We start from the raw sequence: 22,975 nt of genomic DNA, 5'->3' as shown, positions 1-22,975 counted from the left end.
GACAGAAATGAGTGAGAACTCAAACTTTTAATGAGAGTTTGATCCTGGCTCAGGACGAACGCTGGCGGCGTGCCTAATACATGCAAGTAGAACGCTGAAGGAGGAGCTTGCTTCTCTGGATGAGTTGCGAACGGGTGAGTAACGCGTAGGTAACCTGCCTGGTAGCGGGGGATAACTATTGGAAACGATAGCTAATACCGCATAACAGTAGATGTTGCATGACATTTGCTTAAAAGGTGCAATTGCATCACTACCAGATGGACCTGCGTTGTATTAGCTAGTTGGTGGGGTAACGGCTCACCAAGGCGACGATACATAGCCGACCTGAGAGGGTGATCGGCCACACTGGGACTGAGACACGGCCCAGACTCCTACGGGAGGCAGCAGTAGGGAATCTTCGGCAATGGACGGAAGTCTGACCGAGCAACGCCGCGTGAGTGAAGAAGGTTTTCGGATCGTAAAGCTCTGTTGTAAGAGAAGAACGAGTGTGAGAGTGGAAAGTTCACACTGTGACGGTATCTTACCAGAAAGGGACGGCTAACTACGTGCCAGCAGCCGCGGTAATACGTAGGTCCCGAGCGTTGTCCGGATTTATTGGGCGTAAAGCGAGCGCAGGCGGTTAGATAAGTCTGAAGTTAAAGGCTGTGGCTTAACCATAGTACGCTTTGGAAACTGTTTAACTTGAGTGCAAGAGGGGAGAGTGGAATTCCATGTGTAGCGGTGAAATGCGTAGATATATGGAGGAACACCGGTGGCGAAAGCGGCTCTCTGGCTTGTAACTGACGCTGAGGCTCGAAAGCGTGGGGAGCAAACAGGATTAGATACCCTGGTAGTCCACGCCGTAAACGATGAGTGCTAGGTGTTAGACCCTTTCCGGGGTTTAGTGCCGCAGCTAACGCATTAAGCACTCCGCCTGGGGAGTACGACCGCAAGGTTGAAACTCAAAGGAATTGACGGGGGCCCGCACAAGCGGTGGAGCATGTGGTTTAATTCGAAGCAACGCGAAGAACCTTACCAGGTCTTGACATCCCTCTGACCGCTCTAGAGATAGAGTTTTCCTTCGGGACAGAGGTGACAGGTGGTGCATGGTTGTCGTCAGCTCGTGTCGTGAGATGTTGGGTTAAGTCCCGCAACGAGCGCAACCCCTATTGTTAGTTGCCATCATTCAGTTGGGCACTCTAGCGAGACTGCCGGTAATAAACCGGAGGAAGGTGGGGATGACGTCAAATCATCATGCCCCTTATGACCTGGGCTACACACGTGCTACAATGGCTGGTACAACGAGTCGCAAGCCGGTGACGGCAAGCTAATCTCTTAAAGCCAGTCTCAGTTCGGATTGTAGGCTGCAACTCGCCTACATGAAGTCGGAATCGCTAGTAATCGCGGATCAGCACGCCGCGGTGAATACGTTCCCGGGCCTTGTACACACCGCCCGTCACACCACGAGAGTTTGTAACACCCGAAGTCGGTGAGGTAACCGTAAGGAGCCAGCCGCCTAAGGTGGGATAGATGATTGGGGTGAAGTCGTAACAAGGTAGCCGTATCGGAAGGTGCGGCTGGATCACCTCCTTTCTAAGGATAAGGAACTGCGCATTGGTCTTGTTTAGTCTTGAGAGGTCTTGTGGGGCCTTAGCTCAGCTGGGAGAGCGCCTGCTTTGCACGCAGGAGGTCAGCGGTTCGATCCCGCTAGGCTCCATTGGTGAGAGATCACCAAGTAATGCACATTGAAAATTGAATATCTATATCAAATAGTAACAAGAAAATAAACCGAAAACGCTGTAGTATTAATAAGAGTTTATGACTGAAAGGTCAAAAATAAGGTTAAGTTAATAAGGGCGCACGGTGGATGCCTTGGCACTAGGAGCCGAAGAAGGACGTGACAAACGACGACATGCCTTGGGTAGCTGTAAGTAAGCGATGATCCAGGGATTTCCGAATGGGGGAACCCAACAGGTACTACCTGTTACCCGCATCTGTTAAGGATGTGAGGAGGAAGACGCAGTGAACTGAAACATCTAAGTAGCTGCAGGAAGAGAAAGCAAAAGCGATTGCCTTAGTAGCGGCGAGCGAAACGGCAGGAGGGCAAACCGAAGAGTTTACTCTTCGGGGTTGTAGGACTGCAATGTGGACTCAAAGATTATAGAAGAATGATTTGGGAAGATCAGCCAAAGAGAGTAATAGCCTCGTATTTAAAATAGTCTTTGTACCTAGCAGTATCCTGAGTACGGCGGGACACGAGAAATCCCGTCGGAATCTGGGAGGACCATCTCCCAACCCTAAATACTCCCTAGTGACCGATAGTGAACCAGTACCGTGAGGGAAAGGTGAAAAGCACCCCGGGAGGGGAGTGAAATAGAACCTGAAACCGTGTGCCTACAACAAGTTCGAGCCCGTTAATGGGTGAGAGCGTGCCTTTTGTAGAATGAACCGGCGAGTTACGTTATGATGCGAGGTTAAGTTGAAGAGACGGAGCCGTAGGGAAACCGAGTCTGAATAGGGCGGATTAGTATCATGACGTAGACCCGAAACCATGTGACCTACCCATGAGCAGGTTGAAGGTGCGGTAAGACGCACTGGAGGACCGAACCAGGGCACGTTGAAAAGTGCTTGGATGACTTGTGGGTAGCGGAGAAATTCCAAACGAACTTGGAGATAGCTGGTTCTCTCCGAAATAGCTTTAGGGCTAGCGTCGACATTAAGATTCTTGGAGGTAGAGCACTGTTTGGGTGAGGGGTCCATCCCGGATTACCAATCTCAGATAAACTCCGAATGCCAATGAATTATGGTCGGCAGTCAGACTGCGAGTGCTAAGATCCGTAGTCGAAAGGGAAACAGCCCAGACCACCAGCTAAGGTCCCAAAATAATTGTTAAGTGGAAAAGGATGTGGGGTTGCACAGACAACTAGGATGTTAGCTTAGAAGCAGCTATTCATTCAAAGAGTGCGTAATAGCTCACTAGTCGAGTGACCCTGCGCCGAAAATGTACCGGGGCTAAAACAATTTACCGAAGCTGTGGATACCTTTATAGGTATGGTAGGAGAGCGTTCTATGTGTGAAGAAGGTGTACCGTGAGGAGTGCTGGAACGCATAGAAGTGAGAATGCCGGTATGAGTAGCGAAAGACAGGTGAGAATCCTGTCCACCGTAAGACTAAGGTTTCCAGGGGAAGGCTCGTCCGCCCTGGGTTAGTCGGGACCTAAGGAGAGACCGAAAGGTGTATCCGATGGACAACAGGTTGATATTCCTGTACTAGAGTATGTAGTGATGGAGGGACGCAGTAGGCTAACTAAAGCAGACGATTGGAAGAGTCTGTCTAAGCAGTGAGGTGTGATATGAGTTAAATGCTTATATCTATAACATTGAGCTGTGATGGGGAGCGAAGTTTAGTAGCGAAGTTAGTGACGTCACACTGCCAAGAAAAGCTTCTAGCGTTTAAACATACTCTACCCGTACCGCAAACCGACACAGGTAGTCGAGGCGAGTAGCCTCAGGTGAGCGAGAGAACTCTCGTTAAGGAACTCGGCAAAATGACCCCGTAACTTCGGGAGAAGGGGTGCTGACTTTAAGTCAGCCGCAGTGAATAGGCCCAAGCAACTGTTTATCAAAAACACAGCTCTCTGCTAAATCGTAAGATGATGTATAGGGGGTGACGCCTGCCCGGTGCTGGAAGGTTAAGAGGAGTGCTTAGCGCAAGCGAAGGTATGAATTGAAGCCCCAGTAAACGGCGGCCGTAACTATAACGGTCCTAAGGTAGCGAAATTCCTTGTCGGGTAAGTTCCGACCCGCACGAAAGGCGTAATGATTTGGGCACTGTCTCAACGAGAGACTCGGTGAAATTTTAGTACCTGTGAAGATGCAGGTTACCCGCGACAGGACGGAAAGACCCCATGGAGCTTTACTGCAGTTTGATATTGAGTGTCTGTACCACATGTACAGGATAGGTAGGAGTCTATGAGATCGGGACGCCAGTTTCGAAGGAGACGTTGTTGGGATACTACCCTTGTGTTATGGCCACTCTAACCCGGATAGGTGATCCCTATCGGAGACAGTGTCTGACGGGCAGTTTGACTGGGGCGGTCGCCTCCTAAAAGGTAACGGAGGCGCCCAAAGGTTCCCTCAGAATGGTTGGAAATCATTCGCAGAGTGTAAAGGTATAAGGGAGCTTGACTGCGAGAGCTACAACTCGAGCAGGGACGAAAGTCGGGCTTAGTGATCCGGTGGTTCCGTATGGAAGGGCCATCGCTCAACGGATAAAAGCTACCCTGGGGATAACAGGCTTATCTCCCCCAAGAGTTCACATCGACGGGGAGGTTTGGCACCTCGATGTCGGCTCGTCGCATCCTGGGGCTGTAGTCGGTCCCAAGGGTTGGGCTGTTCGCCCATTAAAGCGGCACGCGAGCTGGGTTCAGAACGTCGTGAGACAGTTCGGTCCCTATCCGTCGCGGGCGTAGGAAATTTGAGAGGATCTGCTCCTAGTACGAGAGGACCAGAGTGGACTTACCGCTGGTGTACCAGTTGTCTTGCCAAAGGCATCGCTGGGTAGCTATGTAGGGAAGGGATAAACGCTGAAAGCATCTAAGTGTGAAACCCACCTCAAGATGAGATTTCCCATGATTTTATATCAGTAAGAGCCCTGAGAGATGATCAGGTAGATAGGTTAGAAGTGGAAGTGTGGCGACACATGTAGCGGACTAATACTAATAGCTCGAGGACTTATCCAAAGTAACTGAGAATATGAAAGCGAGAGGTTTTCTTGGTTTGAATAGATATTCAATTTTGAGTAGGTATTACTCAGAGTTAAGTGACGATAGCCTAGGAGATACACCTGTACCCATGCCGAACACAGAAGTTAAGCCCTAGAACGCCGGAAGTAGTTGGGGGTTGCCCCCTGTGAGATATGGAAGTCGCTTAGCTCTAGGGAGTTTAGCTCAGCTGGGAGAGCATCTGCCTTACAAGCAGAGGGTCAGCGGTTCGATCCCGTTAACTCCCAAAGGTCCCGTAGTGTAGCGGTTATCACGTCGCCCTGTCACGGCGAAGATCGCGGGTTCGATTCCCGTCGGGACCGTTTGAAATAACGTAAGTTATTTTAGACTCGTTAGCTCAGTTGGTAGAGCAATTGACTTTTAATCAATGGGTCACTGGTTCGAGCCCAGTACGGGTCATATCTGCGGGTTTGGCGGAATTGGCAGACGCACCAGATTTAGGATCTGGCGCTTAACGGCGTGGGGGTTCAAGTCCCTTAACCCGCATTAAGATATAATAAATGAGCCGGCTTAGCTCAGTTGGTAGAGCATCTGATTTGTAATCAGAGGGTCGCGTGTTCAAGTCATGTAGCCGGCATTTTTAGATAGAAGAAAACAGTGCGAACGTAGTTCAGTGGTAGAACACCACCTTGCCAAGGTGGGGGTCGCGGGTTCGAATCCCGTCGTTCGCTTAGAGAGGCCGGGGTGGCGGAACTGGCAGACGCACAGGACTTAAAATCCTGCGATTGGTAACGATCGTACCGGTTCGATTCCGGTCCTCGGCATAATATAGAGCACCCTTAGCTCAACTGGATAGAGTACCTGACTACGAATCAGGCGGTTAGAGGTTCGACTCCTCTAGGGTGCATTTTTCTATTTAACTCGGGAAGTAGCTCAGCTTGGTAGAGTACTTGGTTTGGGACCAAGGTGTCGCAGGTTCGAATCCTGTCTTCCCGATTCGTTTCAGAGGTACGTGAGTGTATCTTTTTTCTTTTTTAAACTAGATATTATATACATTAAGAGAGAATCAGTTTGGTTCTCTCTTTTTTGAATTTCAGTAATTCATTTTATACTCTGATCTTCATTGAAAATCAGAGTATACTTTTTTGTTTCCTACTCTGTTTAATAATACGGTGGTTAATTATACACATTGAAATTTTATAGATTTTATAACTCTTATTAATTCTTAATAAAGCAATAGAAGAGTTTTTGTTGAACCTATAATATATGTTTCAATGTTATAAAAATTGCTTCTATTACGAGTTTAGGTAAGTATTAGTTTTCATTATAGTGTGAATGGGGTTTGATATTTCTTTTGAGGAAGCTGCCTTAGATTTTTCTATTTGTGTTTTATTGTATAGTGTATCTTGCTTGTTTTGAACAGAATCTTTTATGACATTTGTCATATTTCCTCATGACAGAAGCTTCTAGTGGCAGTAGATTCAAAGAATTATAATAGATGTATCAAGTGGAGGAAGAAAAAATGAAACATAAAGTAATTGTCGCAATGAGTTTAGTAGCAGCAGGAGTCATGACTTATCTCATGTTCTCAGGATTGGATGAAGATTTCTATCATTTTCCTTGGGAGCTATTTGCAGGATTTGGAATGATGTCCTGGCTTATCCGAGAAGGTTTGAAATTAGTATCAGATGTGAAAAAGGAGTTTGAAAAATGAAAAAAGCATTTCTCTATCTTTTTATTGGACTATCACTAGTGGTATGGTTGGTAGAAATGTTTACAGGTTGGTTCGATCAAGCCTTCCTTCACCAATTCATCCGTGGTGCCTGGGGACTAGGATTTATGATTTTTATCGCCTTTCCTATGGGAAAGGAGTGGCTGAAAGGAGAATATCATGAACATGATTAAGGTAGAAAGCTTAAATAAAATCATCAAGGGCAAGGCTATTTTGAAGGATATTTCCTTTGAGATAGCTGAAGGTGAATGCGTCGCCTTGATTGGTCCCAATGGTGCTGGGAAGACCACACTCTTGGACTGTTTGCTTGGAGATAAACTGGTCACAAGCGGTCAAGTATCCATCCAAGGCTTGCCAGTGACGAGCTCTAAGTTAGACTACACAAGATCCTACCTCCCTCAAGAAAATGTCATCGTTCAGAAATTAAAGGTCAAAGAGTTGATTGCTTTCTTTCAAAGCATTTACCCAAATCCCTTGAGCAACCAGGAAATCAATCAACTATTGCAGTTTGACCAGCAACAAAAAGAGCAATTCGCAGAAAAATTGTCAGGTGGACAAAAGCGTCTATTCTCTTTTGTCTTGACCTTGATTGGGCGACCAAAGCTTGTCTTTTTAGATGAACCAACTGCTGCCATGGATACTTCAACTCGTCAACGCTTTTGGGAAATTGTTCAGGAACTAAAAGCTAAGGGAGTTACCATTCTCTATTCCTCCCATTATATCGAAGAGGTAGAGCATACAGCGGACCGAATCTTGGTCTTGAATAAGGGAGAGTTGATTCGCGATACAACACCTCTAGCCATGCGCAGTGAGGAGATTGAAAAGCACTTTATCCTTCCTCTAGCATACAAGGAAGTCATTGAGCAGTCTAACTTGGTTGAAAACTGGTCACAAAAACAAGATGCTTTGCAAGTAGTTACACGTGAAGCGGATGCTTTTTGGCAACTGTTAGTGCAAGCAGGATGTAGGATTCAAGAAATTGAAGTTAATAATCGTAGTTTGTTGGATACAATCTTTGAAGAAACTCAGAAGGGAGATGACTAAGATGAAACAATGGATCGCACTAAACAAGATAGAATTTCTATTGACCAAACGACAATTAGTCTATTATCTATTATCCGTAGGGATGCCGACAGCCTTCTATTTATTCTTTTCAGGCATGTACCAGGACACACCTGGTGGACCAGCTAATTTTATGCGTGATTACCTCATCTCCATGACAGCCTTTTCCATGATGTCGACAGCTATGTTTTCATTCCCAGCTGTTTTACATACAGATAAAATCAACAACTGGCAGAAAACATTGCGCCATACTCCGGTAAATATGGTAGAATATTATCTATCAAAGATAACAAGTATGATGGTTGATTATCTGGTCTCAATCCTGGTTGTTTTCTCAGTTGGGCACTTGGTCAGAGATGTGGATATGCCTTTAGGAAGCTGGATTGGGGCTGCGCTCTTGCTGATAGTAGGAAGTGTAGCTTTTGTAGCGCTTGGCTTGACCTTGACACTCTTGCCTTCTAGTCAGCTGATGTCTGTCGTGGGCAATCTTCTCTATCTAGGCTTGGCTGTTTTAGGCGGACTCTGGATGCCCATCTCTTTATTTCCAGACTGGATGCAAGCAATCGGGAAGTGTCTACCAACTTATCAGTTGATGGAGTTGCTCAAGACCTTCTTAAACGAGGGTAGCATCAATCTATCAGCCACAGTTTATCTACTTGTTTTTTCAGCAGTTTTGTTTGGTTTGACCATTTACCTTCAAGGTCATAAGGAGAATGCTTAATGCTTGAAAGACTGAAAAGCATACATTATATGTTTTGGGCCAGTTTAATTTTTATGATTTTCCCCATCCTGCCTGTAGTGACTGGGGAGCTTCCTAGCTGGCATTTGTTGATTGACATTCTGTTTGTCTTGGCTTACTTAGGTGTTTTAACCACCAAGAGTCAGCGTTTATCCTGGCTCTGTTGGGTGATTATGCTAGCCTATGTAGCTGGGAATACTGCCTTTGTTGGTGTAAATTATATCTGGTTCTTCTTTTTCCTTGCCAATCTCTTAATTTATCATTTCGGCGTACGTAGTTTTAATTCTTTACATGTCCGGACTTTTCTCCTTGCTCAATTCCTTGTTGTGGGGCAACTTTTGATTTTTCAGGAAGTTGAAGTTGAGTTTCTAGTCTATCTGCTTGGAATTATCACTTTTATCGATTTAATGACTTTTGGTTTGATTCGGATTCGGATTGTGGAGGATTTGAAAGAAGCACAGGCTAAGCAAAATGCCCAGATAAATCTATTGCTTGCTGAAAATGAGCGCAATCGTATCGGTCAAGATTTGCATGATAGTTTGGGACATACCTTTGCTATGCTGAGTGTTAAAACTGATCTAGCCTTGCAGTTATTTCAAATACAGGCTTATCCACAGGTGGAAAAGGAATTAAAAGAAATTCACCAGCTCAGCAAGGATTCCATGAATGAAGTGAGAACCATTGTGGAAAATCTGAAATCACGGACTTTAACATTAGAACTTGAAACTGTCAAAAAGATGCTGGAAATTGCTGGGATTGAGGTGGAAATAGCTAATCAACTAGATACAGCTAGCTTAACTCAGGAATTGGAGTCAACGGCTTCCATGATTTTGCTTGAATTAGTGACCAACATCATCAAACATGCTAAAGCGTCTAAAGCTTACTTAAGATTAGAACGGACAGAGAAAGAACTCATTCTAACAGTGAGAGATGATGGCTGTGGCTTTACTTCTATAAAGGGGGATGACCTCCATACAGTTCGAGATCGTGTCCTTCCATTTTCGGGAGAGGTAAAGGTGATTAGTCAAAAACAACCGACAGAAGTTCAGGTTCGACTAGCTTATAAGGAGAGAAACTAGATGAAAGTATTAGTCGCAGAAGATCAAAGTATGTTGCGAGATGCTATGTGCCAGTTGCTCACGCTTCAATCGGATGTGGAGTCTGTCCTTCAAGCCAAAAATGGGCAAGAAGCAATTCAACTATTAGAAAAGGAGTCTGTAGATATCGCCATCCTTGACGTAGAAATGCCTGTTAAGACAGGTCTTGAAGTCTTGGAGTGGATACGAGCAGAAAATCTAGAAACAAAGGTGGTTGTGGTGACGACCTTCAAGCGTCCTGGGTATTTTGAACGTGCGGTCAAGGCTGGAGTAGATGCTTATGTATTAAAAGAAAGAAACATTGCAGACCTCATGCAAACCTTGCATACGGTGTTAGAGGGACGCAAGGAATATTCTCCAGAGTTGATGGAAGTCATGATGACCCATCCCAATCCGTTGACAGAACAAGAGATTGCTGTTTTAGAGGGAATTGCTAAGGGTTTATCCAATCAAGAAATTGCAGATCAACTTTATTTATCAAACGGAACCGTCCGAAACTATGTCACCAATATTCTTTCGAAACTAGATGCAGGTAATCGAACAGAGGCAGCTAATATCGCGAAAGAATCTGGTTGGTTGTGATGATATAATATTTTTTGAACATTATGTGTTAAAATTGATGGGATTGAATGGAACAATACTAACTTTAGGAGGGTGGGATTCCTCCTTTTTCTTTTTTGGGGGAGCACTACAAAAGAGCTAAAATTAAGAATAAAAAAAGAAAAATATCTTGACAACCAAGGGAAAATTTTGTTACAATAATAGACGGTACTTTTTACTTTTGGTCTCTCAAGAGTGTACAGGGACGTGCTGACAAATGTTGCAAAAGTACACACAGATGATAGCTGTCACCAAGTGTATCATCACCAAAAATAAAAAAACACAGGAGAATGTAGATGCCTACAATTAACCAATTGGTTCGCAAACCGCGTAAATCAAAAGTAGAAAAATCTAAATCACCAGCTTTGAACGTTGGTTACAACAGTCATAAAAAAGTTCAAACAAACGTTTCTTCACCACAAAAACGTGGTGTTGCAACTCGTGTTGGAACAATGACACCTAAAAAACCTAACTCAGCCCTTCGTAAATTTGCTCGTGTACGTTTGAGCAACCTTATCGAAGTTACTGCCTACATCCCAGGTATCGGACACAACTTGCAAGAGCACAGCGTGGTGCTTCTTCGTGGTGGACGTGTAAAAGACCTTCCAGGGGTACGTTACCATATCGTCCGTGGTGCACTTGATACTGCAGGTGTTAACGATCGTAAACAAGGCCGTTCTAAATACGGTACTAAACGTCCAAAAGCATAAGGAAAGGGGATAAAGAGAAATGAGTCGTAAAAATAGAGCTCCAAAACGTGACGTATTGCCAGATCCGCTTTACAATTCACAACTAGTTACTCGTCTTATCAACCGCGTTATGCTTGACGGTAAACGTGGTACTGCTGCTTCAATCGTTTATGGTGCTTTTGAGCAAATCAAAGAAGCTACTGGCAACGATGCACTTGAAGTATTTGAAACAGCTATGGAAAACATCATGCCTGTACTTGAAGTACGTGCACGCCGTGTTGGTGGTTCTAACTACCAAGTCCCAGTTGAAGTTCGTCCAGAACGTCGTACAACACTTGGACTTCGTTGGTTGGTAACAATCGCTCGTCTTCGTGGTGAACACACAATGCAAGACCGTCTTGCAAAAGAAATCTTGGATGCTGCTAACAACACTGGTGCAGCAGTTAAGAAACGTGAAGACACTCACCGTATGGCTGAAGCTAACCGTGCATTCGCACACTTCCGTTGGTAAGATAGGATGCGAAAGCGTTAAGAAAGTCCCAGAGAAAATAGGGAATCAAAGCAGGTTGCGATTGCAACCAATGAGATTCATCTTTTTCTCCAGACTTTTAGCTTGAGCTCAACTATATCATGATGCTAGGAACGGTAAGGATGCAAGATGAAAATAGGAAACTGACGCAGTATTCGACGAATACAAGGAAGTTTATCTTTTTCACACAGCATCCCGTTCCGGCTCAAATCGGCTAATTAACTTTAGCCCGAGTTCGATTCAATTTGTAAATCTACAAGTTGAAACCAACAATAGCATGAAAACATTTAGAACGGGTAGGTCCTGCCTATCCGTTTTTATTAAAATCGTGTTATAATAGAATAGAAATCAAAAATAAATAGGAGAAACAAACCTCATGGCACGCGAATTTTCACTTGAAAAAACTCGTAATATCGGTATCATGGCTCACGTCGATGCTGGTAAAACAACAACTACTGAGCGTATTCTTTACTACACTGGTAAAATCCACAAAATCGGTGAAACTCACGAAGGTGCGTCACAAATGGACTGGATGGAGCAAGAGCAAGAGCGTGGTATCACTATCACATCTGCTGCGACAACAGCTCAATGGAACAACCACCGCGTAAACATCATCGACACACCAGGACACGTGGACTTCACAATCGAAGTACAACGTTCTCTTCGTGTATTGGATGGTGCGGTTACCGTTCTTGACTCACAATCAGGTGTTGAGCCTCAAACTGAAACAGTTTGGCGTCAAGCAACTGAGTATGGAGTTCCACGTATCGTATTTGCCAACAAAATGGACAAAATCGGTGCTGACTTCCTATACTCTGTAAGCACACTTCACGATCGTCTTCAAGCAAACGCACACCCAATTCAATTGCCAATCGGTTCTGAAGATGATTTCCGTGGAATCATCGACTTGATCAAGATGAAAGCTGAAATCTATACTAACGACCTTGGTACAGATATCCTTGAAGAAGACATCCCAGCTGAATACCTTGACCAAGCTCAAGAATACCGTGAAAAATTGATCGAAGCAGTTGCTGAAACTGACGAAGAATTGATGATGAAATACCTCGAAGGTGAAGAAATCACTAACGAAGAATTGAAAGCTGGTATCCGTAAAGCGACTATCAACGTTGAATTCTTCCCAGTATTGTGTGGTTCTGCCTTCAAGAACAAAGGTGTTCAATTGATGCTTGATGCGGTTATCGACTACCTTCCAAGCCCACTTGACATCCCAGCAATAAAAGGTGTTAACCCAGATACAGACGCTGAAGAAACTCGTCCAGCATCTGATGATGAGCCATTTGCAGCTCTTGCTTTCAAGATCATGACTGACCCATTCGTAGGTCGTTTGACATTCTTCCGTGTTTACTCAGGTGTGCTTCAATCAGGTTCTTACGTATTAAACACTTCTAAAGGTAAACGTGAACGTATCGGACGTATCCTTCAAATGCACGCTAACAGCCGTCAAGAAATCGACACTGTTTACTCAGGTGATATCGCTGCTGCCGTTGGTTTGAAAGATACTACAACTGGTGACTCATTGACAGATGAAAAAGCTAAAATCATCCTTGAGTCAATCAACGTTCCAGAACCAGTTATCCAATTGATGGTTGAGCCAAAATCTAAAGCTGACCAAGATAAGATGGGTATCGCCCTTCAAAAATTGGCTGAAGAAGATCCAACATTCCGCGTTGAAACAAACGTTGAAACTGGAGAAACAGTTATCTCAGGTATGGGTGAGCTTCACCTTGACGTCCTTGTTGACCGTATGCGTCGTGAGTTCAAAGTTGAAGCAAACGTAGGTGCTCCTCAAGTATCTTACCGTGAAACATTCCGCGCTTCTACTCAAGCACGTGGATTCTTCAAACGTCAGTCTGGTGGTAAAGGTCAATTCGGTGATGTATGGATTGAATTTACTCCAAACGAAGAAGGTAAAGGATTCGAATTCGAAAACGCAATCGTCGGTGGTGTGGTTCCTCGTGAATTTATCCCAGCGGTTGAAAAAGGTTTGGTAGAATCTATGGCTAACGGTGTTCTTGCAGGTTACCCAATGGTTGACGTTAAAGCTAAGCTTTACGATGGTTCATACCACGATGTCGACTCATCTGAAACTGCCTTCAAGATCGCGGCTTCACTTGCCCTTAAAGAAGCTGCTAAATCAGCACAACCAGCTATCCTTGAGCCAATGATGCTTGTAACAATCACTGTTCCAGAAGAAAACCTTGGTGATGTTATGGGGCACGTAACTGCTCGTCGTGGACGTGTAGATGGTATGGAAGCACATGGTAACAGCCAAATCGTTCGTGCTTACGTTCCACTTGCTGAAATGTTCGGTTACGCAACAGTTCTTCGTTCTGCATCTCAAGGACGTGGTACATTTATGATGGTATTTGACCACTACGAAGATGTACCTAAGTCAGTACAAGAAGAAATCATTAAGAAAAACAAAGGTGAAGACTAATCAGTCCTCACTCTAGAAGGAAGTCACTTAGTGGCTTCCTTTTGTCTTTAGAAAACACCTCTAAGTATGGTAAAATAGTAGGAGAATAATGTGAGGAAAATGAATGTCAAATAGTTTTGAAATTTTGATGAATCAACTGGGGATGCCTTCTGAAATGAGACAGGCTCCTGCTTTAGCACAGGCTGATATTGAGCGAGTTGTGGTTCATAAAATTAGTAAGGTATGGGAGTTTCATTTCGTATTTTCTAATATTTTACCGATTGAAATCTTTTTAGAATTAAAGAAAGGTTTGAGCGAAGAATTTTCTAAGACAGGCAATAAAGCTGTTTTCGAAATTAAGGCTCGGTCTCAAGAATTTTCAAATCAGCTCTTGCAGGCCTACTATAGGGAGGCTTTTTCTGAAGGCCCATGTGCTAGTCAAGGTTTTAAGTCCCTTTATCAAAATTTGCAAGTTCGTGCGGAGGGCAATCAGCTATTTATTGAAGGATCTGAGGCGATTGATAAGGAACATTTTAAAAAGAATCATCTTCCTAATTTAGCCAAACAACTTGAAAAGTTTGGTTTTCCAACTTTCAACTGTCAAGTAGAGAAGAATGATATCCTGACCCAAGAGCAGGAAGAAGCCTTTCATGCTGAAAATGAGCAGATTGTTCAAGCGGCCAATGAGGAAGCGCTCCGTGCTATGGAACAACTGGAACAGATGGCACCTCCTCCAGCGGAAGAGAAACCAGCCTTTGATTTTCAAACGAAAAAAGCTGCAGCTAAACCCAAGCTGGATAAGGCAGAGATTACTCCTATGATCGAAGTGACGACTGAGGAAAATCGTCTGGTCTTTGAAGGGGTTGTTTTTGATATAGAGCAAAAAGTGACCAGAACAGGGCGTGTTTTGATCAACTTTAAAATGACGGACTACACTTCAAGTTTTTCTATGCAAAAGTGGGTTAAGAACGAGGAAGAGGCTCAGAAGTTTGACCTCATCAAGAAGAATTCTTGGCTCCGAGTTCGTGGGAATGTGGAGATGAATAACTTCACACGCGATTTGACTATGAACGTGCAGGATGTGCAGGAAGTTGTTCACTATGAGCGGAAGGATTTAATGCCAGAAGGTGAGCGTCGGGTTGAGTTTCACGCTCATACTAACATGTCGACCATGGATGCTCTGCCAGAGGTTGAAGAAATCGTTGCGACAGCTGCTAAATGGGGACACAAGGCGGTTGCCATCACAGACCATGGGAATGTCCAGTCCTTCCCACACGGCTATAAGGCGGCCAAGAAAGCGGGAATCCAGCTAATCTATGGAATGGAAGCCAATATCGTGGAGGACCGTGTCCCTATCGTCTATAACGAAGTGGAGATGGACTTGTCGGAAGCGACCTACGTGGTCTTTGACGTGGAAACGACGGGGCTTTCAGCTATCTATAATGACTTGATTCAGGTTGCGGCTTCTAAGATGTACAAGGGGAATGTCATTGCTGAATTCGATGAATTTATTAACCCTGGGCATCCCTTGTCAGCTTTTACTACTGAGTTGACTGGAATTACAGATGACCATGTCAAAAATGCCAAACCACTAGAACAAGTTTTACAGGAATTCCAAGAATTTTGCAAGGATACAGTCTTAGTTGCCCACAATGCGACCTTTGACGTTGGTTTTATGAATGCCAACTATGAGCGTTACGGTCTGCCTAAAATTAGTCAGCCAGTTATTGATACGCTGGAGTTTGCTAGAAACCTCTATCCTGAGTATAAACGTCATGGTTTGGGACCGTTGACCAAGCGTTTTGGTGTGGCTCTAGAACATCATCACATGGCCAACTACGATGCGGAAGCTACTGGTCGTCTGCTCTTTATTTTTATCAAAGAAGTAGCAGAAAAACATGGTGTGACCGATCTAGCTAGACTTAACATTGATTTGATTAGTCCAGATTCTTATAAAAAAGCTCGGATCAAACATGCGACGATTTATGTTAAGAATCAAGTGGGGCTGAAGAATATCTTTAAACTGGTTTCCTTGTCTAATACCAAGTATTTTGAAGGGGTGCCACGGATTCCGAGAACGGTTTTAGATGCCCATCGGGAGGGTTTGATTTTAGGATCAGCTTGCTCTGAGGGTGAAGTTTTTGATGCGGTCGTTTCCCAAGGTGTGGATGCGGCGGTTGAGGTGGCCAAGTATTATGACTTTATCGAGGTCATGCCACCAGCTATTTATGCGCCATTGATTGCCAAGGAGCAAGTCAAGGATATGGAGGAACTCCAGACTATTATTAAGAGTTTGATAGAAGTGGGGGACCGCCTTGGCAAACCTGTTCTGGCTACCGGCAATGTTCACTATATCGAACCGGAAGAAGAGATTTACCGTGAAATTATCGTCCGTAGTTTGGGCCAGGGGGCTATAATTAACCGAACCATCGGTCATGGGGAACATGCTCAACCAGCACCACTTCCAAAGGCTCATTTTAGAACGACTAATGAGATGTTGGATGAATTTGCCTTCTTGGGAGAGGAACTGGCTCGTAAATTGGTTATTGAAAACACCAATGCCTTGGCAGAAATCTTTGAACCCGTTGAGGTTGTTAAGGGTGATCTCTATACACCTTTTATTGACAAGGCTGAAGAAACGGTCGCTGAGTTGACCTATAAGAAAGCTTTTGAAATTTATGGAAATCCGCTACCAGATATTGTTGATTTGCGGATTGAAAAAGAATTAACGTCTATTCTGGGGAATGGATTTGCCGTGATTTATCTGGCTTCTCAGATGCTAGTGCAACGTTCCAATGAGCGGGGTTACTTGGTGGGTTCTCGTGGGTCTGTTGGCTCCAGTTTCGTTGCGACCATGATTGGGATTACAGAGGTCAATCCTCTCTCTCCTCACTATGTCTGTGGTCAGTGTCAGTATAGTGAGTTTATCACAGATGGTTCTTACGGTTCTGGATTTGATATGCCCAATAAGGACTGTCCTAAATGTGGTCACAAACTCAGTAAAAATGGGCAAGATATTCCTTTCGAGACCTTCCTTGGTTTTGATGGGGACAAGGTTCCCGATATTGACTTGAACTTTTCGGGAGAAGACCAACCTAGTGCCCATTTGGATGTGCGTGATATCTTTGGTGAGGAATATGCTTTCCGTGCAGGAACGGTTGGTACGGTGGCTGCCAAGACCGCTTATGGTTTTGTCAAGGGCTATGAGCGAGACTATGGGAAGTTTTATCGTGATGCAGAGGTAGAACGCCTCGCTCAAGGTGCGGCTGGTGTTAAGCGGACAACAGGACAACACCCGGGGGGAATCGTTGTTATTCCGAACTACATGGATGTCTATGATTTCACACCTGTCCAGTATCCAGCGGATGACGTGACGGCTGAATGGCAGACAACTCACTTTAACTTCCATGATATCGATGAGAATGTCCTCAAGCTTGATGTACTGGGACACGATGATCCAACAATGATTCGGAAACTTCAGGACTTGTCTGGTATTGACCCTAATGAAATTCCTATGGATGACGAAGGCGTGATGGCTCTCTTTTCTGGGACTGATGTGTTAGGGGTGACACCTGAGCAAATCGGAACGCCTACGGGCATGCTGGGGATTCCAGAGTTTGGAACAAATTTCGTACGTGGAATGGTCGATGAAACCCATCCGACGACTTTTGCGGAGTTGCTTCAGCTTTCAGGTCTATCCCACGGTACCGATGTTTGGTTGGGTAATGCTCAAGATCTGATTAAGCAAGGAATAGCAGACCTATCGACTGTTATCGGTTGTCGGGACGACATCATGGTTTACCTCATGCATGCTGGTCTCGAACCTAAGATGGCCTTTACCATCATGGAACGAGTACGTAAGGGCTTGTGGCTAAAGATTTCCGAAGAGGAGCGAAATGGCTATATTGAAGCCATGAAGGCCAATAAGGTGCCAGAGTGGTATATCGAGTCCTGTGGGAAAATTAAGTACATGTTCCCGAAAGCCCATGCGGCAGCCTATGTTATGATGGCCTTACGTGTAGCCTACTTCAAGGTTCACCATCCGATTTATTATTACTGTGCTTACTTCTCTATCCGCGCCAAGGCCTTTGATATCAAGACTATGGGGGCGGGCTTGGATGCCATCAAGCGCAGAATGGAAGAAATCTCTGAAAAACGGAAGAACAATGAGGCCTCTAATGTGGAAATCGATCTCTATACAACTCTTGAGATTGTCAATGAGATGTGGGAGCGTGGCTTCAAGTTTGGGAAGTTAGACCTCTACCGTAGTGATGCGACTGAATTCATCATTGACGGAGATACACTGATTCCACCATTTGTCGCTATGGATGGTCTAGGAGAGAACGTTGCTAAGCAGTTAGTTCGAGCGCGTGAAAAGGGAGAATTCCTCTCTAAAACAGAACTCCGCAAGCGTGGAGGGCTCTCATCAACCTTGGTTGAAAAGATGGATGAAATGGGTATTCTTGGCAATATGCCAGAGGATAACCAGCTCAGTTTGTTTGATGAGTTGTTTTAAAAAATTGCTTATTTTGATCAAGTGGACAAAATATGTCCACTTGATTTGTTATAATTCTCTTAAAAATAATAGAAAAGAGAGTATAATATGGTGGATCAAGGAATTTTAAATTCTAATGTGTCAATTGAAGAGCAAATTTACAATTTTGAAAAAGGCTTGAAAGATGATGGGAGTGATTGGACTGGGTTCCCACAAATAGACTTAAAAGAAGATTTTCAATGTATTTACATTTGCGGTATTTCAGAGACTGACAGATGGCATTTGTTTTATACGTTAACTAAAATAAAACCTGCTACTCCAATAGCATCACTTGGATATTATCGAGTGAGAGATAATTTGATTTTTTCTAAACATAGTCAATGGATAAAACTGCAAATGGAGTATACAGAGTATGACTTGATTTTTCTGGAGGGAGTTCAATTTTGGGGAGAGGCTGATCAAAGGGTACAGGAATACTGGATGCAGCAATTCAAAGAGAATAAGAAAAGAGGCAGACTCTTCATTGTATATTCAGACTGCTTACCCGAAGACTTAAAAAATATGGATGAATCCGTAGTTTAGTTCTTCGAATCTGGCATATTGGTACAGTTGAAATCACCTAAGGGCTAGTTTATTTTGCTTTAATCGTTTTGAATATAAAGTGCTAGTTAGACTATAGAAGTGATAATAATGTACTAGAAATAATATTGTTTGAATAATATGTAGAAGGAAATTGCAAATGAATGATCAAGAGAGATTACTAACGATCTTTTTACGTTTACAGTTTGGGACTCCGTTAGGAAAAAAGCAACTGGCTCAGGAATTTGAGGTTAGTGAAAAGACGATACAGAGAGATTTTTCGCTCCTTCGTGATATTTTATCCAGTTATCCCGATTTTAGTGGAGACTTGCTTTATAGTCGTAAAACAAATAAGTATAGCCTATCAAGTAAGTCAGTTTTTAATAAAAAGGATATTCTCGTTATTTCAAAGATTTTATTGGAAAATCGAGCACTGAACAGACCAGAAATTGCTAGCTTACTAAATAATTTACTGGTCTTGGTTCCCCGTGCTGATCAGAAAGAAATTGAGCAGATCATTGGCAGCGAAAAGCTTAACTATCCTCCCTTAACGGATCAACAAAATAGAATAGAGAAAATTTGGAATTTATCAGAAGCTATTTTGCATGAACAGGTTCTAGATATTATCTATCAAAAACCTTATTCTGAATCTTCTAAGAGGCAGACTGTTTTGCCAGTCTCTCTTTACTATGATAATCATTATTTCTATCTGGTTGTTTACCAGTTGAAACATGCTACTTATATTACTTTAAGAGTAGACCGTATCCAGTCATGGTCTCTTAGTGGTATAGAGAAACCTTCTATTTCTTATCGAGATAAATTTAGAGATGGCGACATTCGTAACGAGAGAGTAGATGCTTTTATCGGGAAGAAAATCAGTATTGAGATCGAGTATTTGAATGATCCGACTATTGTGATGGACCAATTTCCAAATGCAAAAATAGTTGGGAAAAATGGCGACTGGACTCATTTTCAGTTTGAAAGTCAGCATACACCGGGGCTTAAACGCTGGTTGCTGGGACAAGGGGAAGCAGTCACTATTTTGTCTCCTCGAATTTTAGTAGAGGATATGAAGCAAACAGTTCAAGAAATGATAGATAAATATAGATGAGGATAAAATGACTATTCAATTTACTTCTAAAAAGGTTGGAGAACTATTGAAAGAAGGGAATTTGCGAATTCCTTCTTATCAAAGACCATATAAATGGAACAGAAAACATATCCGTAATCTTTTTTATGATTTACGAGATGCTATGGGGAAGAAGGAATATCAGATTGGTTCCGTTATCTTGCATGAAAATGATGAATACTTAGATATTGTCGATGGACAGCAACGGCTAATTTCAATTTCCTTGTTTCTTCATTTATTAGATGATTTAGAGAATTATAAGGGTGCTAAGCAACTGCTGAGTAGTGCTGTATTTGGAGAGCTATCTTGCTATCATGCGAGTGAAAATTATAATGAGTGGGAAAATTTGACTCAATTGGTCGGCGAAAATCAGGCAAAAGATATTTGCAACTTTTTATTGGAAAATTGTTCTGTCTCCGTGATTACTATGCCACAGGAACGATTATCAGAGGCCTTTCAGCTATTTGATTCTCAGAATAATCGTGGAAAATCTTTAGAACCTCATGATTTGCTCAAAGCCTATCATCTTCGCAAGCAAGATTCAGAAGATGAAAAGATTGTTGAAAAGTGGGAGAAATTTGTGGAAGATAAAGATTTAAGTCTCAAAGAGTTGTTTGATAAACATCTTTTTCGTATGAGACGTTGGTCGCGAGGAGAGACAGGATTAACAAACAAGCGTTATGGCTCTTATCTCCGTTTTACAGAGGATTTTATTGACGATTTTAAAGGCGTTGATTTGAATCAGAACTTTCCATATCTAGAATTGTATCGTCATATTGAAAATTTTCCTATGTCAATTACTATGCCAATCATTGATGGAAGTAAATTTTTTGAGTATATTGAATCTGCTCATGAAACTATTAGAGTTCATAAAAATTTTTTAAATAAACAGTTAGGGGTCTCTAATGAGTCAGAGGAGGAAGAAAAAAATGTAGCTTACCCAGAAGGTATGTTGAACATTTACAATAGCTCAAAAGGACGCTACCTCAAGTGTCACAATATATTCTTAAATATTTGTTCACTTTTTGCAGATAGATTTGGAAAAGATGAGTTATCAAAGGAGATAGTAGAGACCTTGTTTATTTGGTCTTATTACCCTCGGGTTAAGTCTAAAGCCATATATGATGCAACGGTAGGGAAATACGCTGCTGGTGGAAGTTTTAGACAAAAAGAGGTTCAAAAGCTATTTCAACTTTTATCTCATGCTGTCACTCCGAATGATTTTATGGTCAAGATAGATAGAGAATTATTTGAAAATTATACTGTGGACAAGATTATAGAAGAGGAAAAAAATAAATGGTAGAAACACATATAAGCTTATCAGTTAATCGTTTGTTAAATGAAGATACCTATGCTATCCCTCTTTATCAGAGAAATTTTGCTTGGACTTATGATGAAATTGAGCAGTTATTGAACGACGTAGCAGATGCTTTTCAAGAAAATAGAGACAATTATAATTATTATATTGGAACATTAGTCGTTAATAAAGAGAATGACATTTTCAAAATCATAGATGGGCAACAACGAACAACAGCCCTTAATTTGATTGCCTTAGCTTTGAAGCATGAGTTTGGTTTTGATAGATTGAAGGCTGTCAATCTTACCTTCCCAGCTCGGAAGAAATCAAATAAGAATATTCAAGATCTATTTGCCAAGAAAAAAATTTTAGAGGGCGATGAAAATGAGCTGACTAGAGGTTACGGACATGCTAGAGACGCATTGAAAAAAGTGCTAGAGGAGCGCCGTCTTGATCCTCAGTCTTTCGTTGATTATCTTTTTGAGAATGTTATCATTTTTCGGAGTATACTTCCTGAAGATTTAGATTTGAATCTTTATTTCGAACGTTTCAACTCTCGAGGAGAACAACTAGAGGCTCATGAGATTCTCAAGGCACAAATGATGGCTAAGTTCGGTGAAGATCAAGAAATGGCACAAAGATTTGCGAGAATTTGGGATGCCTGTGCAGAATTTGATAAGCCGGTAATAAAAACTTTTCAAATTCGAAGTAGACCAAACAATACTGATGAAGAGGGGGAGAAAATTTTTGGTAAAGAATTTACTAACTTCAAATTGGAAAGTGTATTTGAGAAAATAAGAGTAAAAAAAATTGAGCAACGAAGTTTACTAGATGCAATTACTCAGACAAAATATGAAAGTAGTAGCTTAGTAAATAATGGAGCAGATATTTCAAATTATACGACTGTAATTGATTTTCCAACATTTTTGCTTCAAGTTTTTTTTATCATGGAAGGAAATGACGAAACTACATTTGATGATAAAAAATTATTGACAATATTTCAAATTGAACGTCGAGATAGAAAATGGGTCCAACAATTTGGGCAACTACTTCTGACTATGAAGCATATATTTGATACGCTAATCGTAAAAAATGTTCAATTAGAAAATGAAACCGAATGGCAAATCAAGCGAGGTAAGTATGAGACATATCAACGAAATGAAAATGGAGGATGGAGATATGTTCGAATTAATTATCAAAACAATACTTTTGACAATTTAAACAAAAACATTATCCTCCTTCAATCCATGTTTGCTGTGACTTTTACTGCTAATCGTGATAGTCGTTGGTTATATGAAATCTTGCAATTCCTCTTCAATCATATTGAAGAGTTAAATCAAGCAGAATTTGCTAGTCAGTTTAAGGATTTTCTTGAGAAAATGGCAGTGAGATATGCTGAGGAAAGATTGTTCACTGAAGATAAAAGTATCAAAACATATGGGGAAATTCCTGTTTATGCTTTTAACTTTGTAGATTATGTTTTATGGAAAAATCGTGAAGAATTGAATAAAGCATACGAAGTTCAGTTTGAAGATTTCAAATTTGCATATCGCCGTTCCATAGAGCATTGGTTTCCACAACATCCAAATAGTGATGAAATAGTGGAAAAGATGGATGCTAAATTTTTGCACTCCTTCGGGAATCTTTGTATCATTACTGATAGTCAAAATTCGAAGTTTGGAAATTTAGTTCCGAGTGCAAAATATAAACAGTGGGAAGGAATTTTTAGTCGTCAGAGTTTAAAATTACAGATGATGGCAGAGATAACTTCTAAAAAAGATTCTGGTTGGGGTCCGGAACAAATAACAGAACTGGAAAAAGAGATTTTGACTAGGGTAAATGATTTTATAGAAAATAAGTCATCAGAACAACGATAATCATCTATTCA

General features: G+C 42.3%; 14 protein-coding genes, 10 tRNA genes and 3 rRNA genes. All 27 read left to right on the top strand.

Annotation, left to right across the window (positions count from 1 at the left end; genetic code table 11):
• Positions 1-26 precede the first annotated feature (26 nt).
• The 27 genes from ACWPV5_RS09790 (at position 27) to ACWPV5_RS09660 (ending at position 22,964) form a co-directional block, all read left to right on the top strand.
• Positions 27-1,572 (top strand): 16S ribosomal RNA (locus tag ACWPV5_RS09790).
• Between the two features lie 51 nt (positions 1,573-1,623).
• Positions 1,624-1,696, top strand: a tRNA-Ala gene (locus ACWPV5_RS09785).
• A 123-nt stretch (positions 1,697-1,819) separates the two neighbouring features.
• Positions 1,820-4,720 (top strand): 23S ribosomal RNA (locus tag ACWPV5_RS09780).
• 76 nt (positions 4,721-4,796) lie between these two features.
• Positions 4,797-4,912 (top strand): 5S ribosomal RNA (rrf, locus tag ACWPV5_RS09775).
• Together the 16S, 23S and 5S rRNA genes with 10 tRNA genes alongside form the textbook arrangement of a ribosomal RNA operon.
• Positions 4,913-4,916: 4 nt before the next feature.
• Positions 4,917-4,989 (top strand) — tRNA-Val (locus tag ACWPV5_RS09770).
• 2 nt (positions 4,990-4,991) lie between these two features.
• A tRNA-Asp gene (locus ACWPV5_RS09765) sits at positions 4,992-5,064 on the top strand.
• 24 nt (positions 5,065-5,088) lie between these two features.
• Positions 5,089-5,161, top strand: a tRNA-Lys gene (locus ACWPV5_RS09760).
• 5 nt (positions 5,162-5,166) lie between these two features.
• Positions 5,167-5,248 (top strand) — tRNA-Leu (locus tag ACWPV5_RS09755).
• An 18-nt stretch (positions 5,249-5,266) separates the two neighbouring features.
• A tRNA-Thr gene (locus ACWPV5_RS09750) sits at positions 5,267-5,339 on the top strand.
• Between the two features lie 22 nt (positions 5,340-5,361).
• Positions 5,362-5,433: transfer RNA gene (locus ACWPV5_RS09745), tRNA-Gly, on the top strand.
• Positions 5,434-5,440: 7 nt separating this feature from the next.
• Positions 5,441-5,526: transfer RNA gene (locus tag ACWPV5_RS09740), tRNA-Leu, on the top strand.
• A gap of 9 nt (positions 5,527-5,535) precedes the next feature.
• A tRNA-Arg gene (locus ACWPV5_RS09735) sits at positions 5,536-5,609 on the top strand.
• A gap of 15 nt (positions 5,610-5,624) precedes the next feature.
• Positions 5,625-5,698, top strand: a tRNA-Pro gene (locus tag ACWPV5_RS09730).
• A gap of 526 nt (positions 5,699-6,224) precedes the next feature.
• Positions 6,225-6,416, top strand: coding sequence for a hypothetical protein (locus tag ACWPV5_RS09725; RefSeq protein WP_012972435.1), 192 nt, complete (start codon positions 6,225-6,227; stop codon positions 6,414-6,416).
• On the top strand, positions 6,413-6,607 hold the full coding sequence (locus ACWPV5_RS09720; protein ID WP_000708869.1) for a hypothetical protein: 195 nt from the start codon (positions 6,413-6,415) through the stop codon (positions 6,605-6,607). The genes ACWPV5_RS09725 and ACWPV5_RS09720 overlap by 4 nt, the downstream gene beginning before the upstream one ends.
• On the top strand, positions 6,594-7,478 hold the full coding sequence (locus ACWPV5_RS09715; RefSeq protein WP_001055969.1) for an ABC transporter ATP-binding protein: 885 nt from the start codon (positions 6,594-6,596) through the stop codon (positions 7,476-7,478). Before ACWPV5_RS09720 ends, ACWPV5_RS09715 begins: the two co-directional genes overlap by 14 nt.
• Position 7,479: 1 nt before the next feature.
• Complete coding sequence (locus tag ACWPV5_RS09710) at positions 7,480-8,217, top strand: ABC transporter permease (protein ID WP_004236719.1); 738 nt, start codon at positions 7,480-7,482, stop codon at positions 8,215-8,217.
• Complete coding sequence (locus ACWPV5_RS09705; RefSeq protein WP_261043531.1) at positions 8,217-9,314, top strand: sensor histidine kinase; 1,098 nt, start codon at positions 8,217-8,219, stop codon at positions 9,312-9,314. Before ACWPV5_RS09710 ends, ACWPV5_RS09705 begins: the two co-directional genes overlap by 1 nt.
• Positions 9,315-9,914 carry a response regulator transcription factor gene (locus ACWPV5_RS09700; protein WP_125415579.1) on the top strand — a complete coding sequence of 200 codons (600 nt, stop codon included), beginning with the start codon at positions 9,315-9,317 and terminating at the stop codon, positions 9,912-9,914.
• Positions 9,915-10,228: 314 nt separating this feature from the next.
• Positions 10,229-10,642 carry a 30S ribosomal protein S12 gene (gene rpsL, locus ACWPV5_RS09695; protein WP_001142332.1) on the top strand — a complete coding sequence of 138 codons (414 nt, stop codon included), beginning with the start codon at positions 10,229-10,231 and terminating at the stop codon, positions 10,640-10,642.
• 19 nt (positions 10,643-10,661) lie between these two features.
• A complete protein-coding gene (gene rpsG / locus ACWPV5_RS09690) occupies positions 10,662-11,132 on the top strand; it encodes a 30S ribosomal protein S7 (protein ID WP_000087873.1) in 471 nt (156 codons plus the stop codon).
• A 394-nt stretch (positions 11,133-11,526) separates the two neighbouring features.
• Positions 11,527-13,608 carry an elongation factor G gene (gene fusA, locus ACWPV5_RS09685; RefSeq protein ID WP_050242575.1) on the top strand — a complete coding sequence of 694 codons (2,082 nt, stop codon included), beginning with the start codon at positions 11,527-11,529 and terminating at the stop codon, positions 13,606-13,608.
• A gap of 103 nt (positions 13,609-13,711) precedes the next feature.
• Positions 13,712-18,103, top strand: a complete 4,392-nt coding sequence (locus ACWPV5_RS09680) for a PolC-type DNA polymerase III (protein WP_454383676.1) — start codon at positions 13,712-13,714, stop codon at positions 18,101-18,103.
• Between the two features lie 87 nt (positions 18,104-18,190).
• Positions 18,191-18,664, top strand: a complete 474-nt coding sequence (locus ACWPV5_RS09675; protein ID WP_454383674.1) for a DnaA ATPase domain-containing protein — start codon at positions 18,191-18,193, stop codon at positions 18,662-18,664.
• Between the two features lie 157 nt (positions 18,665-18,821).
• Entirely contained in the window at positions 18,822-19,772 is a 951-nt protein-coding gene (locus tag ACWPV5_RS09670; protein WP_454383672.1) for a helix-turn-helix transcriptional regulator, read from the top strand.
• A 7-nt stretch (positions 19,773-19,779) separates the two neighbouring features.
• Positions 19,780-21,093, top strand: a complete 1,314-nt coding sequence (locus ACWPV5_RS09665; protein ID WP_000155165.1) for a DUF262 domain-containing protein — start codon at positions 19,780-19,782, stop codon at positions 21,091-21,093.
• Positions 21,087-22,964: a DUF262 domain-containing protein gene (locus tag ACWPV5_RS09660; protein WP_454383670.1), complete on the top strand. Its 1,878-nt coding sequence runs from the start codon at positions 21,087-21,089 to the stop codon at positions 22,962-22,964. The genes ACWPV5_RS09665 and ACWPV5_RS09660 overlap by 7 nt, the downstream gene beginning before the upstream one ends.
• The last annotated feature ends 11 nt before the right edge of the window (positions 22,965-22,975 follow it).

The organism is Streptococcus sp. Marseille-Q7156, from assembly GCF_965119495.1.
The sequence above is the reverse complement of the archived record's forward strand: the minus strand, read 5'-3'. Positions and strand labels throughout refer to the sequence as shown.